Origin of the sequence: uncultured Sulfitobacter sp. (assembly GCF_947497275.1) — a bacterium.
GTDB lineage: Bacteria > Pseudomonadota > Alphaproteobacteria > Rhodobacterales > Rhodobacteraceae > Sulfitobacter.
In genome coordinates this window covers 14,128-27,410 of the sequence record NZ_CANMFS010000018.1, presented here as the reverse complement: position 1 = coordinate 27,410, position 13,283 = coordinate 14,128, and the positions used below count along the sequence as shown (strand labels likewise).

Annotated in this window: 13 protein-coding genes; 2 read left to right on the top strand and 11 right to left on the bottom strand. The window is 63.8% G+C overall.

Annotated features, from left to right (window positions below; all coding sequences use genetic code 11):
- Window positions 1–181 precede the first annotated feature (181 nt).
- The 9 genes from Q1A06_RS19945 to Q1A06_RS19905 all read right to left on the bottom strand — a co-directional run bounded on the left by Q1A06_RS19945 (window position 182) and on the right by Q1A06_RS19905 (window position 10,616).
- Window positions 182–1,441 carry an acyl-CoA dehydrogenase family protein gene (locus tag Q1A06_RS19945; RefSeq protein ID WP_299567796.1) on the bottom strand — a complete coding sequence of 420 codons (1,260 nt, stop codon included), beginning with the start codon at window positions 1,439–1,441 and terminating at the stop codon, window positions 182–184.
- A gap of 129 nt (window positions 1,442–1,570) precedes the next feature.
- On the bottom strand, window positions 1,571–2,491 hold the full coding sequence (locus tag Q1A06_RS19940) for an FAD:protein FMN transferase (protein WP_299567794.1): 921 nt from the start codon (window positions 2,489–2,491) through the stop codon (window positions 1,571–1,573).
- A gap of 4 nt (window positions 2,492–2,495) precedes the next feature.
- Window positions 2,496–3,062 (bottom strand): nitrous oxide reductase accessory protein NosL, encoded by a 567-nt coding sequence (locus tag Q1A06_RS19935; protein WP_299567792.1) that lies wholly within the window; start codon window positions 3,060–3,062, stop codon window positions 2,496–2,498.
- Complete coding sequence (locus tag Q1A06_RS19930; protein ID WP_299567790.1) at window positions 3,059–3,883, bottom strand: ABC transporter permease subunit; 825 nt, start codon at window positions 3,881–3,883, stop codon at window positions 3,059–3,061. Before Q1A06_RS19930 ends, Q1A06_RS19935 begins: the two co-directional genes overlap by 4 nt.
- On the bottom strand, window positions 3,880–4,776 hold the full coding sequence (locus Q1A06_RS19925) for an ABC transporter ATP-binding protein (RefSeq protein ID WP_299567788.1): 897 nt from the start codon (window positions 4,774–4,776) through the stop codon (window positions 3,880–3,882). Before Q1A06_RS19925 ends, Q1A06_RS19930 begins: the two co-directional genes overlap by 4 nt.
- A complete protein-coding gene (locus Q1A06_RS19920; protein WP_299567787.1) occupies window positions 4,742–6,073 on the bottom strand; it encodes a nitrous oxide reductase family maturation protein NosD in 1,332 nt (443 codons plus the stop codon). Before Q1A06_RS19920 ends, Q1A06_RS19925 begins: the two co-directional genes overlap by 35 nt.
- A gap of 3 nt (window positions 6,074–6,076) precedes the next feature.
- Complete coding sequence (gene nosZ, locus Q1A06_RS19915; protein ID WP_299567785.1) at window positions 6,077–8,017, bottom strand: TAT-dependent nitrous-oxide reductase; 1,941 nt, start codon at window positions 8,015–8,017, stop codon at window positions 6,077–6,079.
- An 11-nt stretch (window positions 8,018–8,028) separates the two neighbouring features.
- Window positions 8,029–10,230: a NosR/NirI family protein gene (locus Q1A06_RS19910; protein ID WP_299567783.1), complete on the bottom strand. Its 2,202-nt coding sequence runs from the start codon at window positions 10,228–10,230 to the stop codon at window positions 8,029–8,031.
- Window positions 10,227–10,616, bottom strand: coding sequence for a hypothetical protein (locus Q1A06_RS19905; protein WP_299567781.1), 390 nt, complete (start codon window positions 10,614–10,616; stop codon window positions 10,227–10,229). Before Q1A06_RS19905 ends, Q1A06_RS19910 begins: the two co-directional genes overlap by 4 nt.
- Before the next feature lie 153 nt (window positions 10,617–10,769).
- Between Q1A06_RS19905 and Q1A06_RS19900 the strand changes: the two genes are divergently transcribed.
- Both Q1A06_RS19900 and hemN read left to right on the top strand, forming a co-directional pair.
- Entirely contained in the window at window positions 10,770–11,192 is a 423-nt protein-coding gene (locus Q1A06_RS19900; protein WP_299567779.1) for a YbaN family protein, read from the top strand.
- Between the two features lie 75 nt (window positions 11,193–11,267).
- On the top strand, window positions 11,268–12,623 hold the full coding sequence (gene hemN, locus Q1A06_RS19895; protein ID WP_299567778.1) for an oxygen-independent coproporphyrinogen III oxidase: 1,356 nt from the start codon (window positions 11,268–11,270) through the stop codon (window positions 12,621–12,623).
- 48 nt (window positions 12,624–12,671) lie between these two features.
- Here hemN and Q1A06_RS19890 read toward each other — a convergent pair whose 3' ends face one another.
- Together Q1A06_RS19890 and Q1A06_RS19885 are read right to left on the bottom strand one after the other, a co-directional pair.
- Window positions 12,672–12,947 (bottom strand): type II toxin-antitoxin system RelE/ParE family toxin, encoded by a 276-nt coding sequence (locus tag Q1A06_RS19890; RefSeq protein ID WP_299567776.1) that lies wholly within the window; start codon window positions 12,945–12,947, stop codon window positions 12,672–12,674.
- Entirely contained in the window at window positions 12,940–13,233 is a 294-nt protein-coding gene (locus Q1A06_RS19885) for a type II toxin-antitoxin system RelB/DinJ family antitoxin (RefSeq protein ID WP_299567774.1), read from the bottom strand. The genes Q1A06_RS19890 and Q1A06_RS19885 overlap by 8 nt, the downstream gene beginning before the upstream one ends.
- Between the last annotated feature and the right edge of the window lie 50 nt (window positions 13,234–13,283).

The following is a 13,283-nucleotide window of genomic DNA, read 5'->3' as shown; positions in this document are numbered from 1 at the left end:
TACGGCCTATAGGATCACAGATTTCGGGTACTGCGCGCCTTTGAAATTGATCAAATCTTCAATCCTGACTTAGCCTCGGGAACCTGTGAAGCCTGGCGCGATAAGCCTGGGAGCACAACTGAGTTCCGAAACTTTGCGACACTACTGCAAAAGGTCTGTCATGGCTGTGGCGCTTGCCAAATCAACCCGCCGTGGACGGGGTCAGGTATCTCGCCGATGCGCCGCTGCGCTCGGCGCTTGCCTTGGTCTCTCCTCTGGCGAGCGCGCGAAGATGCACCTCGTCCGGACCATCGGCAAACCGCAAGGCCCGCGCGAAGGTGTAGATTTCTGCCAATGGCGTGTCCGGGCTCAGGCCCATCGCTCCGAAGGTTTGCATGGCCCGGTCCGCAACCCGGCACAGCATGGACGGCACGAGCGCCTTGATCATCGCGATTTCCTGCCGGGCCCCGTCGGCGCCTACCGTGTCGATCATCCACGCCGTCTTGAGCACCAGCAACCGCGCCTGTTCGATCTCCAGCCGGGACCGGGCGATCCAGTCGCCGACATTCGCCCGCTCACTCAGGAAACTGCCGAAGGTCTTGCGCTCGCGCGTGCGGTCGCACATCAGTTCCAGCGCGAGTTCGGCCTGACCGATGGAGCGCATGCAGTGGTGGATGCGCCCCGGGCCAAGTCGGGCCTGCGCCATCCGGAATCCGTCCCCTTCGGCACCCAGCAGATTATCGGCGGGGACTTTCACGTTGCGGAACAGAATTTCGCAATGGCCTTCGGGCGTGTGGTGGTTGAGCACCGGAATGTTCCGCTTGATCTCGACGCCGGGGGTGTCGATGGGCACCAGAACCATGCTCTGTTGCAGGTGGCGCGGTGCATCGGTGTCGGTCTTGCCCATCACGATCAAAAGCCTGCAATCGGGATGCGCCGCATTGGTGATGAACCATTTGCGCCCGCTGATGACATAGCCGTTGCCGTCTTTCCGGATCGAAGTCTCGATATTGGTCGCGTCTGACGACGGCACGTCCGGTTCGGACATGGCAAAGGCCGATCTGATTTCGCCTTCCAGCAGCGGCATCAGCCAGTCTTGCCGCTGCCTTTGTGTTGCGAACATGTGCAGCAGTTCCATGTTGCCGGTGTCGGGCGCGCTGCAATTGAACACCTCCGACGCCCACGGGATCCGTCCCATGACTTCGGCAAGGGGGGCATAGTCCAGCGTGCCGAGCCCCTGCCCCGGCGCATCGTCGGGCAGATCGGGCAGGAAGAGATTCCACAACCCTTCGCATTTCGCCAACGCCTTCAGGTCCGCCATGAACGAGACCGGGAAATTCCCGGCGGCGACCTCGGCGTGCCACAAGGCGTTGCGCGGCAGGATGTGGGTATCCATGAAATCGGATACCCGTCGCAGGTATTCCGTGCTGGTGGGGGAATGTGAGAAATCGATGTCGGTCACTCCTTTTCTGACGTGAGCCAATCCGTCCGGTCGCCGGCGCGTCCGAGGCATCCTTGCGCGTTCGGGTGTAGGCTGAATGGGGGTGGCCCACTTTGCGCAGGCGCAAACTTGAACGCGGTGGCGCGCAGATCAGGCCCGCGCGATCGCCTCCACCCTTGCCCCGTCGAAACCCCCGATGAATGCGGCAATTTCGGCGCGTGTCTCGAACAGGCAGGCGGCCGTCGAGAGTGCGTCCGCAAGCCCCGCAGATCCCGCCGTGACAGAGATTTCGCGCCACCGCGCGCGGGCGGGCAGCCCGCTGCGCGGGTCGAGGATATGGCCGACCCGCGCTGCGTCGTCGAATGTCGTGCCACGCGGCGCGGAGGTGGCGAGCGCCCGCGCCGCCAGCGGCACCGCGCCCCCCGCCGCCAGCCTGACCGGCCACGCAGACCCGTCGGGATGTGACCCTAATGCGCGGAATTCGCCGGTGTCGATCAGCACATTCGTCAGCCCCCGGTCGGTCAGCATGTCGGCGACACGGTCCGCGATGTACCCCTGCGCAATACCGTTCAACGTCAGCGCCATGCCCTGTCGCAGCCGGATCTCGCCTGCGTCGAGCGACACGCCGTCCCACCCGGTCACGGCACGCGCGGCGCGCAGATCGTCCGGTGCGGGTGCCATGCCGCGCGCGAAAGCCTCGGCATAGGTAGCCCAGAGGGGTTGCACGGTCACATCGAACCGCCCCGCGCTGGCCCGATGAACCGCACCGGCCAACGACAGACATTCGAGCAGTTCGAACGGCGGTGACTCGATCCGCCCCACCCGGTTGAGGCGCGCGAGCACGCTGTCGGGGCGGTACAGGCTGAAAATATCCTCCAGCCGTGCAATCTCGGCGGCGACACTTTCGGCGATGGCCTGTGCCTCGGGATGCGCGAGGCGCAGCGTTGCGCGCGCGCCAAGGGCGATGCCGCGCCAGGTGTAGACCGGCGTGTTTATCGGTTGGGCAAACCCCCGGGACGGTACGGCAAGGGCTGCGGCGCTGATGGCCAGGAAACGACGACGGGGTATCATGATTTTACTCTCCCAATTCTTTCGACAATGCGCGCAACCGGTTTTCGTAATCGGGGTCATCCGCGTCGCCGGTCAACGCGACCGGGGCAAGAACGGCGTTGTCCGGAATCTCGTCCAGACGCATCACCTCTCCGCCATTCATCCGCGCAAATTCCACAGCGTCGGTTGGCGCTGAGAACGGCACCAGTTCCGGTGCGCCCATGCCCCCCACGACCCGCGAACCGACCACATAGGTCGCGTCCTGCGCGGCGATCCAGTTCGCGGCCCCCGGCACAGCCCAGGTGGCGCCCTGCGCGCCCATGTCGTTCACCCAGACAGCGAGGACTTCGTGGCTTTGCTCCGGCATCCGCATGTAGGCCACGACATCGCGCACCTGGCTGAAGAACAGTGGCGCACCGGGCAGCCCGCCCAGATGGGCCTGCGCCTTGGGGCCGGGATGTTCCAACAGGTCCATCTGGCAGTAATGGCCGACGGCCCCGGCAGTCAGCGGCACGGCGGATGTATCCTGTGCCGCCTCTTCCTTGCACGCCGAAAGGGCCAGCATCGCGAGAACGAGGGCAAGATATTTCATGGCTCGACCTTTCGGAACAGCAGTGTCGCAAACGACAGCGACACAAGTGGCCAGATCAGGATGGAGGCGAGCGATTGCCACTGCGGCACCGCGTTCGCCGCACCGCCGACACCGGATGCGACCGGGGTTGCCGAAAGAGCCGACAGATTGAACAGCCGGAACGCATCCGCCGGATTGGCCAACAGGGCAACGGGGAAGACGCGCGTGGTGAAAGCGCCGCCATCATCGGCAACGACCGCCGCGAGCAGACCCAGATCATAGAGCACGACAAGCCCCAGCCACAGGCCGATGGCCAATCCTGCCGCGCCCGAGACGCGGCGCGCCGTTGCCGACGCCGCGTATCCGATCCCCAGAAACGTCCCGCCCAGCAGCGTCGATGTCCAGGTCAGCGTCCATAGCGCGCCCAGCCCCGACACGGCCGCCGGATCGGCAAGGATCGTCACCGCCGCTGCGGCGCCGTAGCCGGCGAGGATGGCGGTGAACAGGATCGCGGTATGCGCCACGAACTTGCCGGCCAGAACCTCCCAGCGGGCGACCGGATAGGTCAGGACCAGCGGCAAGGTGCCCCGCTCGACCTCGCCCGCGACCGCGTCGAACGACATCAGCAGCGCCACCAGCGGCACCAGATAGACCGAAAGCGAGGTGAGCGATGCGACGACGACCGACAAACGGTCCGCCCCCAGCGCGCCCGAGGGCGCCGACCCCGCTGCAGACAGGACCAGCGAGAACACCACCATCAGTAAAACCGCAATCAGCACCCAGCGGTTGCGGCGCGCGATATGGATTTCCGTCGTGGCCGTGGCAAGAATACGGGCGATCATTGGCCGTCCCTCCGGCTGAAATGGCTATAGATGTCTTCGAGGCTGGGCGGGATCACATCGAGGTCCGACACCTTGCCCTGCAAGGCGGAAATCGTGGCCAGCGTGGCGAGTTTTTCGTCCTGCGTGCAGGTCAGGTGGATCGCGTCGTTGGCGCGGATCGCACCCGGAAATGCCGCCATGATGTCGGGGGCATAACCGTTCATCGCCCGGATATGCATCGCGACGGGCAGTGCCGCCGCGTGGCGTAATTCGGGCAGGCTGCCTTCGGCCACCATGCGCCCCCCCGACAGGATCAAAAGCCGGTCGGTGCGCGCCTCTACCTCGGTCAGCGCGTGACTGGACAGCAGGAACGCCGCCCCCTCCGCCGCCAGCGTGTCGAGCAGATCGTAGAAATCACGCCGCGAAACCGGGTCGAGGCCGCTGGTCGGTTCATCCAGTATCAAAAGCGTCGGTTGCCCGATAAGCGCCTGCGCCAGCCCGACACGTTGCCGCATCCCCTTGGAGTAGGTGCCGATCCGGCGCTTTGCGGCATGGGCCAGCCCGACACGGTCCAGCAGGTCCATCGCGCCGGATACAGCCACGCCGCGCAAGCGCATGTAATAGCTGATCTGCTCCAGCCCGGTCAGCGCAGGATGGAAAACGGCGTTCTCCGGCAGATACGCCACGCGCGACCGCGCCGCCGCATCGCCGGGACGCACGCCGCAAATGGCAATATCGCCGCTGTCCGGCGCGATGAGGCCAAGGATGATCTTCATCATCGTCGATTTGCCCGCGCCGTTGTGGCCCAGAAGGGCCACACGCTCGCCGGGGTCCACCCGCAGCGACACGTCGGACAGGGCCTTGACCCCATCAAAGGTCTTAGTGAGACGTGAGATCGTTAACGTCGAGGTCATTCATTTCACTTTCATTCCGCCGGGACGCCGCATCGGCCTCCAGTGCGGTGTATCTGTCGGACACCGCGATCTGCGGTGCGGTCATCAGCGGCGCGCTGTCGACGACGCCACCGGGAAGGGTTGCCGGAAAGCTCGATTGCGCCCAGCGGATCAGCTGCACCGCAGGCGCGCCGGTCAGCAGTGCCGCAGCGGGTTGCGACCACAGGATATGGTCCATCAGGTCATTGGGGCGAAAGGCACTGTCGGCGATTCCGTCGCCGCCCAGATCGAAACCGGGATGGTCGGACCAATAGTTGCCGCGCCCCTCAAAGCTCCATTCGACATCACGGGTGCCGACGTATTTCACCTGCGTGCGGTTGCCGATGAAGGCATTGCCGGTCAGCACGTTGCGCTCCGACCCGGCGGTGAAGTGGATACCGATTTCGCAGCCCTCGAACCGGTTGCCCCAGATCAGGTTCTTGTGCGCGTTGTAGATGAAGGTGCATTTTTCAGCCCCGCCGCGCACCAGATTGCCCGACACCTCGGCGTTGTTGGCGTAGTTGAGCATCACACCGTGGCTGATGTCCGACAGGCTCAGGTTGTCCTTTACCTCGATGTTGTTGGAAAACATGATGGCATAGCCCAGCCCGTTGCCGATGGACACGTTGCCCGATACTTCGGAATCGTTGGTGTACATGTAATGCACCGCAAACCGCAGATCGCGGAACAGGTTGTCGCGGTAAATGCCGGTGCGCGAGGCGTTGGAAAAGATACCGTCGCGGCCCCAGCGGACTGAATTGCTCTCGACCAACGTGCCGGGAGAGTTCCAGACATAGATGCCGTTGCCCCGGTCGTTGACGCGGACCTGTCGGGTGCCTTCGATGGTGTTGCTGCGCACCTGCGCATCGCGGCCGCCGTGGACGTCGACGCCGTGCAGGTTGCCGATCACCCGGTTGTGTTCGACCACCGCACGATCCGCGCCCTTCAGGATCTTCACGCCCGCGTCCAGCGCCTCGCTGTTCATTCCCGATCCGGTCACTGTCAGGCCGCGCAGGGTCACATCGGGGGCGTCGATGGTCACGACCGTCCCCTGCCCCATGCCGTCGATCACCGCGCCTTCCGGTCCGGTTATTGACAGCGGCCTGTCAATCTTGATTGCGCCCTCATAGCTGCCCGCGCGCAGGGTCAGTACATCGCCGGGGCGCGCCCCGGCGATGGCGTTGGCAAGGGTGCCCTGCCCTGCCGGCACGGCGATCTCGTCCGCCCGCACGGGTAGCGCGAGCAGCAGCAGCACCACGACTGGCAGGACACGGACCATGGCTCAGCTCGCCCGTGGTTCGACAAACATCCGGCCGCGCATCTCCATGTGGAGCGCGTGACAGAACCACTGGCAGTAGTACCAGTAGACACCCGGCTGTGCCGCGGTGAACGTGACAGACGACGTGGCCTGCGGCGCGACCTCCATTGCCAGACCATGATTGCCCAGCGTGAAGCCGTGGGTCAGATCGTCGATGTCATCAAGGTTGGTGACATAGACCGTCACCTCGTCGCCCTGCTGCACGGTGAACGATTCCAGCGAAAAGTTCGGCGCCTGGCTCGACATATAGACGCGCACCTTGTTGCCGTCGCGGATCACCGTGTCCTGCCAGTCGTCCAGATCGACGCCGTCGGCCTCGGCCTGATCGCGGGCATCCTGCCACATCGGATCGTTGCGGTCCCAGACTGACTTCGGGCTGACCTTGGCCGGGTCGACGATGATCGAATCGTGCGGCTCGGCAAAGGTGGGGCCGTCGTGGATCAGCGTCATCTCGTCGCCGTCGATGGCGAACAGCTGTTCGTTCTCGGGCTTGAGAGGTCCGACATTCAGGAACCGGTCTTTAGAGAACTTGTTCATCGTCAGATAGTATTTGTCGCTCGCATCAAGCGTTTCGCCCATCACGGTCGAGTTGTGGCCGGGCTGATAATGCACATCCTTCTTGACGATGATCGGATCGACGTCCTCCCCGTTGTAAAGCTGGATCGCCTTTTCGAGGTTCCATTTCACGACCTGGCTGTCGAGGAACAGCGTGGTATAGGCGTTGCCGTTGCCATCGAAACAGGTGTGGAGCGGCCCCAGCCCCAGTTCCGGCTCGCCCACCACGGCGCTGCGCGGGTCCGCATCGCTGTCGAACAGCGCGTCGAGCTTGCGCACGTCGATGATCGACACCGTGGGCGACAGTTTGCCCGCGATACACAGGTGGATCTTGTCGGGCGCCATGTTACAGCCGTGCGGGTTGTTGGGGATCGGAATGTAGCGGGTGTATTTTTTGTTTTGTCCCTTGCGCCCGTCCAGAACCTTGACGCCGTTCAGCTCCTGAAAATCGCCGGCCTCGATGCCTTTCTCGATTTCGGCGATGTTGAAGACGACGACGTGGTCCATGTCCTTTTCGGTCATTTCGGGCAGGGTCATGCCCATTTCCGAGTTGTAGGAGGTCGAAAAGGCGTATTTGCCGTCATAGTCGCAATCGGTGTTGTCAAGGTTGCCCGTGACCATCACCTGCCACGCCACCGTCATCTCGTCGGCGTTGACGGCGGTATAGAAGTTCACGTATTTGTCCGGCTCGTCGAGGATCTGGCCGTCGTTGACCATCGGCACCTCGTCCTCGCCGTTGGCAAAGACATAGTTGGTGCGCGGCCATCTCTGCGGACGCAGACCGTGGATCGCCTTGGCGTTGGGGATCTCGATGATCTTGTCGCATTTCATCACGTCACAGCGCACGCGGGCAACACGGGTGTTCGCCTTGTCGTTCATGAACATATAGCGCCCGTCGTACGTCCCTTCGGTGAACGACATGTGCGGGTGGTGCAAATCGCCGTTGGGCGGGAAGTCGTGGCCGTTGGCGGCAAGGTATTGTCTGGTCTTGTCGGTCAGGCCTTCGGTCAGGATCTTTTTGGACTCGTTGGTGATGCCCCAGCCGGTGGCCGAGCAGATGTTGAACACCGGCACGCGCATCAACTCGCGCATCGACGGCACGCCAAGGATGCGCATCTCGCCCGCCTGACCCGACGACCAGAAGCCGTAGTATTCGTCAAGCTGGCCCGGCCCCACCTCGGCCCCGGTAGCGGCGCGCGCGCTTGTGGTGGTGGCAACGGTCGCGGCACCGACGGCGGCGGTTCCGGTCAGCATCGCGCGGGTGCCGAACGCACCGGCGAGTGCCGCGCCCCCGGCCGTGGCGCCCAGAAGGCTCCGGCGTGTGACTGGCAGTTTCTTTCCCTCGGACATGACTGTTCCTTTCAAATTGCGGGTTGGGTTTTGGGTTGGTTCGGATGCCCGGTCAGATCGCGGCCCGTATCGGGGGCGGCCCCGACTTTGGCGCGGCGCTTCATCTTCTTGATGACGACGGGGCATTGTGTGGTGGACTGGTACAGCACCTGACAGTGCAGGCAGTTGATGCATTCGTTCGGGTTGATCTCTCCGGTCGGGTGGATCGCCTGCACCGGGCATTGATGCGCGCAGGTCTGACAGGGGTTGCCACATTCGTGATACCGCTTGAGCCAGTCGAACATCCGCAGCCGAGCGGGGATCGCCAGCGCGGCACCGAGCGGACAAAGGTAGCGGCAAAAGAACCGCTCCACGAACAACCCGGCGATCAGCAGCGCCGCGACATAGGCCACGAAGGGCCAGGCGCGCACGAAATTGAGAATGATCGCGGTCTTGAACGGCTCGACCTCGGCCAGACGCTCGGCCTGTTCGATGCTCACCAGAGACACCCCGAAAAGGCCGAGGAAGATCATGTATTTCACCGGCCACAGCCGCTCGTTCAGGCCCCAGGGCAACGTCCACTGCGGAATTCGCAGCGCGCGCGCGATCTGGTTGAGCAGTTCCTGCAACGCGCCGAACGGGCACAGCCAGCCGCAATAGGCCCCCCGCCCCCAGAACAGCAGTGCCGCGGCAACCGCGAACCACAGAATAAAGGTCAGCGGGTCGAGCATGAAGGCCTGCCAGCTGAACCCCTCGGTCAGCGAATTGAACAGCGCAATCAGGTTCACGACCGACAACTGCGCATTCGCGTACCAGCCCAGATAGACCAGAACGACCGTCAGAAAGGTCATGCGGAACCAGAAAAACGCGCGTTCGTTCCGTGTCGCGATGCCCTGGAAAAAGAACACCGCCGTCAATAGCGTCAGCATCGCCGCCAGAACCACGATCTCGGTGGTCTTTCCCGCCCAGATCCGCTTCCAAAGCGCCTGATGGGCCTGATCCTCCGATTGCGTGGTCACTTCGGACACTGCGGCGGGTACCTGCGGCGCGGGGGCCGCCGCAACCGGGCGCAGGTATTGCTCCGGCAGGCTGTAGCCCAGATCGAAGGTGGTAAAGATCTTTTCGATTGCCCCGACCTCGCGCTGCACCAGAAGCTGGATGCGAAAGGGTTCGGTCGGGTCAAAGCCGCTGTCGGCGGGGATCTTGAACAGGTCCGATTCGTTGAACTGCGGCGCGCCCGCCGCGTCTATGCCGTTGATGCGCTGGTGCATCCGGTCCCGGAACCGGACCGAAACATCGTCCTGAATCAGCACGATCCGGTCAAAGATGCCGCCGCGCACATAGCCCGACCCCTTGAACGAATAAAGCCCCCGGCCAAAGATCGCGACCGCGTGATCGCCTTCGTCGAGCCAGGATTGCAGGTTGTCGGCCCGTGCGGTGCCCAAAACCGCCTCGGCAATGGCGGGGTGAGAGATCAGCGTCGCCTGCATCTCGATAAAGGTGGTCTCGGCCGCCTGTGTCAGCGCGCGGTCTTCGGCGCGCGGATCGTCCATCGCGGCAAAGGCGGCGTTGACCTGCCCCACATCCAGCGAGAGCCGCCGCAGCGTGCCGTCGCCTTCCAGCGTCATCCAATCGTCCGCCGCCGTGACGTCGGGATCCATCTCGAAACGCGGGCCGGTCCTGACCTCGACCGCCAGACCGCCCAGCCCCAGCTGTCGCGCCACCTTCAGGCCCGAGCGAATGATCGAATCGTCGATGACCATGATCGTCACGGTCGCACCCGAGATGATGTCCAGCTCGTGTGACGTACCGCCGCTTTCGGCCTCCGCCACCAGATCGAGACCCCGGTAATTCGCCACCAGCGCCTTGACCTTGGCGTCGGGTATGCCGATCAGAACGATCGGCTCGTAATGTTTGACAAGCGAAACACCGATCACCTGCGCCGCATCGTCGACGGCGACCATCGTGTGGATCGGTTTGCCGGAATAGCCCGTAGTAGAGACGAAATCCGACGTGATGAAGGCCCAGCCGATCTGCTCTTGGCCGCGCAGCACCTGGATCACCGGCAGATCGTCGTGGATGGGGCCAAAACCTGTGGCCCCTTCGACAACGTCACCGGCGGATATGTCTGGAAGAAGGCGGGACAGTTCGGACTGTGCCTGCGCCGATGGTGCGAAAAGCAGGGCTGCGAGGCACAAGAAGAATACCCGGAGAAGGGAGCGAAGTAGGGTCATGAGCGGATTTCCGTTTGGTCAATCTGCCCGGTGCGCACAGCCGGGGGGCCACGCGGATCGGCAGACAGGTATTCGATTCGCAAGATCACGATGTCGGTCGCACCCGGTGCGGTGGCCTGTTCCAGAAACATGGCCGACAGGTCCGGAACACCGTCCCGCAGGGCCGGATCGGCGGAAACGATGCAACACGCATGGCTGTCACCGCACTGCTGATCCGGTGTCACCGGCTGGCCATCGCGCCCAAGGCGCACGGCCTGAACCACGCCATCGAGACACAACTCGACCAGCGTCGCGTCCGCCACAGCAATGCCGCGCGACGCCGGCCCGGAAAGGACCAGCGCGAGCGAGACAAACGCCAGTGCGAGGGTGGAGACAATGGTTCTCATGGGCTCTGGATACGCGGCACCGCAGGCGCCAACATTGATCCAGCGCAAACAGGAACGCCAAAAATCTGTTTATTGTTGCGGGAACAGACCTGTGAACACGCCGACACAAATCTGCGGGCACCGACACAGGGTGTCATTGCGAAAGGCCAATTGATGACGTCGACCTCTCACCTCTCTTCATCGGTACGCGCGCCGCTTGTGTGGCGGGCCGGTTGGATGGTGCTCGGATTTGGCGCGCTTGGCATTGGGGCGCTTGGGGTTGTGCTTCCGCTGCTTCCGACGACGCCGCTGGTGCTTTTGGCCGCATTCGCGTTCGGCAAAAGCGCGCCGGGATTGCACCTGTGGCTGACGACGAACCGCAGGTTCGGACCGATCATCGCCGATTGGCAGGATAACGGCTGTATCGCCCCGCGCTACAAGGCGCTTGCCCTGACGATGATGGGGGCCGCGCTGGTGCTGTCCGCTGCATTGGAGGTCGGGAAAGCCGTTCTGGCGATCCAGCTGCTGTGCATGGGGCTTGCCGCGTGGTTCATACTCAGCCGCCCCAGCTACTCCAGTCGGCCACCTGAGGTCTGACGCCCGCCGCGACTTCCGACCGTTAATTTGATCCAGGGCAAAGTTCACCCTGCGCGTCTGCCCCATAAGAGGGCCATGGAACACACAGATACCCTCAAGGCGCTTGGCCTTTTCGACGTGCGCGTGCCGCGCTATACCTCATACCCCACGGCGGCGGTCTTTTCGCCGCAGACCGGCGATGCCTTTCAGAGGGCGGCGCTGGAAGGGCTGGATCCGGCGGATCCGGTATCCGTCTACATCCACATTCCGTTTTGCGAACGATTGTGCTGGTTCTGCGCGTGCCACACGCAGGGCACGCAAACGCTTGGCCCGGTGGAAAGCTATATTGCAACGCTGGAGGCAGAACTGGCGCTGCTGCGCACGAGCCTCCCTGCGGGGGTGCGTATGGGCCGCCTGCACTGGGGCGGCGGCACGCCGACGATCCTTCCGCCGCCGTTGATCCACCGTCTTGCCAGCGCGATCCGGTCGGTGTTTCCCCCCGCCGACGATTTCGAATTCTCGGTCGAGATCGATCCGACAATGGTGGACCGGGCCAAGATCGACGCGCTGTCCGCCGAGGGCCTGACGCGGGCCTCAATCGGGATCCAGGATTTCGATCCGCAGGTACAGCGGGCCATCGGGCGGCTGCAACCTTTCGACGTCACGCGCGCCTGTGTCGATGATCTGCGCGGCGCGGGCATCACGTCACTCAACACCGATCTGGTGTACGGTCTGCCGCATCAAAGCCTTGCGCGGATCGAGGACACGATCGACAAGGTCCTGACCTTTGCGCCCGACCGTGTCGCGTTGTTCGGCTACGCACATGTGCCGTGGGTCTCGAAGCGGCAAAAGCTGATCGACGAAGCCGCACTGCCGGGAGATCCGGACCGTTATACTCTTGCCACCCGCGCGGCGGAACGGTTCATCGATGCCGGGTTGACCCCCATTGGCATCGACCATTTTGCGCGGCCCGGCGATGACCTTGCCACGGCGCTGGACACCGGGCGGTTGCGGCGGAATTTTCAGGGGTACACCGCCGATACCTGCCAGACGCTCATCGGCATCGGTGCCTCTTCCATCTCGCGGTTTCCGGGCGGATACGTCCAGAATGCGGCGGCGACGGCGGCCTACAAACAGCGCATCGCGGCGGGTGCGTTTCCCGGATCACGCGGCTATGCCATGACGCAAGAAGATCAGCTGCGCGCCCGTGCGATTGAACATTTGATGTGCAGCTTCGCGCTTGATCTCGACTGGCTGCGCCCGCGGTTCGGACCCCGTGCCGAAACGCTTTTGCCGCATCTGCAAGACATGGCCGCGCGCTTTGCGCCTTATGCGCGGCTCGACGCCACCCGCATCGAGATCGCGCCCGAGGGCCGTGCCCTGACCCGGATCATCGCGTCGGTGCTGGACCAGCACGTCCCCGACGGCGTCCGCTATTCGCGCGCGTCGTGACCGCGCGAGGGCATCCGGCGCCTCGTATCCCTTGCGGGGGCGGTCAAATCACGGCCACTGCTGTGCTGCGTGAAGAACGCGCAGGACTGTGACGGCGCTGACGTTTTCGGCATAGACCACGATGTAATTTGGCCGAACGACCATCTCACGGGTGCCTTTTACGCGCCCCGGACGGTGGCGTCGGGGATGTTCGGTCAGCCCCGCCGCCATAGCCTCGATCTCGTCCTTGAGCACCTGCGCCGCGTCGGGGTTGTCGTCCGAGATATAGTCTATGATCGCCAGCAAATCGGCAATGGCCGTCGCCTTCCATCGCAGATCAGGCACGGCGCTTTCTGTCAATCAGGGCCTGCGCGTCCTGCATCGCCTGCGCATGTGGGGTGGCGGGGCGTGGATCGTCCAGCGCCTCCTGCACCTTGGCGCGGAACCAGGCATCGTAGGCGTCCGGATCAGCGGTCAGCCCCGCAGGCAGCCCGCCTTCGGATGCAACACGGGTAAGCAGGATGCGCACGGCATCCGAGACCGTCAGACCGACACCGGCAAGAGCGTCGGCGGCCTGCGCTTTCAGCTGGTCGTCCACGCGGACATGAATCATCGAGGTTTGAGCTGGCATAAGAACTCCTCCTGCGGCGAATGTATCTCAATTGAGATGCGCCATCAAGA